The sequence below is a fragment of the Ruania albidiflava DSM 18029 genome (assembly GCF_000421225.1).
GTDB classification, from domain to species: domain Bacteria; phylum Actinomycetota; class Actinomycetes; order Actinomycetales; family Beutenbergiaceae; genus Ruania; species Ruania albidiflava.
On the sequence record NZ_ATWL01000060.1, the window covers coordinates 1 to 1,075 of the forward strand.

The following is a 1,075-nucleotide window of genomic DNA, read 5'->3' on the forward strand; positions in this document are numbered from 1 at the left end:
ACCAGGGTGGGTCGGCCAGTGCGGAGGCCCCACCAGGATCGGTGGCCTCCCTGGCCTCGGTGGACTGGTTCACCCCACAAGCCACCCAAGCCACCGAGTCGGTGCCCTCTGCCTACGCTGAGGGGTGTCAGCAGAACCAGACCGATGCCGAGGTGATCATGTGTGAATACGGTGATCTCGACAGCGACACAGTGATCGCCGTCGTCGGCGACTCCAAGGTCCTGCAGTGGCAGTCGGCGATCGAGCAGATCGCCAACGACGAAGGCTGGCACGTGCAGTCCTACACCAAGTCCTCGTGTGTGTTCAGCGCAGGGATGCAGACGGACGAGGGCCAGCCGTACACCAGCTGCCAGCAGTGGAACGAGAACGTCCTAGCAGAGCTGATCGAGCTCGACCCCGACGCTGTCGTCGTCTCTGGGCGCACCACGACGGCCCTCGAGGACTGGACCGACCCGGACACCGGCTCCCACGACGTGATGACCCAGGCGCTCACCGAGCAGTGGACCGACCTGACCGACGCCGACATCCCCGTCGTCACGATCCTGGACACCCCGAGCCCTGGAGATCTCTCGGTGTATGAGTGCGTGGCGGACAACCTGGACAACCTCCAGGCCTGCACCTTCGACCGCAAGGAGGGCATCGCAGCCTCTCAGGCGCCGCAGCAGCGTGCGGCCGCCGAGGAGGTACCCGATGTGGAGCTGGTGGACATGACCGACCAGATCTGCCCCGAGGAGACCTGCGTACCGGTCATCGGCAACGTCCTCGTCTACCGACAGACCTCCCACGTCACCGACACCTACGTCCGCACCCTCACCCCCGACCTGGCAGACCGGCTCGTCCCCGCCGTCGACGAGGCCGTGGCGGAATCCTGAGAGACCAGCGCTAGGCGTTACAGTACGCCGGGTCGTCGTGATGGAGGTGTCGATGGGTTCGAAGGTCGAGGTGCCGGCCACGTCAGATGAGCGGGTAGTACCTGCTCGGGGTGTGTCTTCGCGTGTGGGGGGTGGGGGTTTTCGGCCTGATATTGAGGGGTTGCGGGCTGTTGCGATTGGGTTGGTGCTGGTCTACCACGCGG

1 protein-coding gene is annotated in these 1,075 nt (G+C 65.5%); it reads left to right on the forward strand.

Annotation, left to right across the window (positions count from 1 at the left end):
* Positions 1 to 872: SGNH hydrolase domain-containing protein (locus tag K338_RS25920; protein ID WP_281166632.1), on the forward strand; the 872-nt coding region annotated here is incomplete at its 5' end.
* Positions 873 to 1,075: the final 203 nt, after the last annotated feature.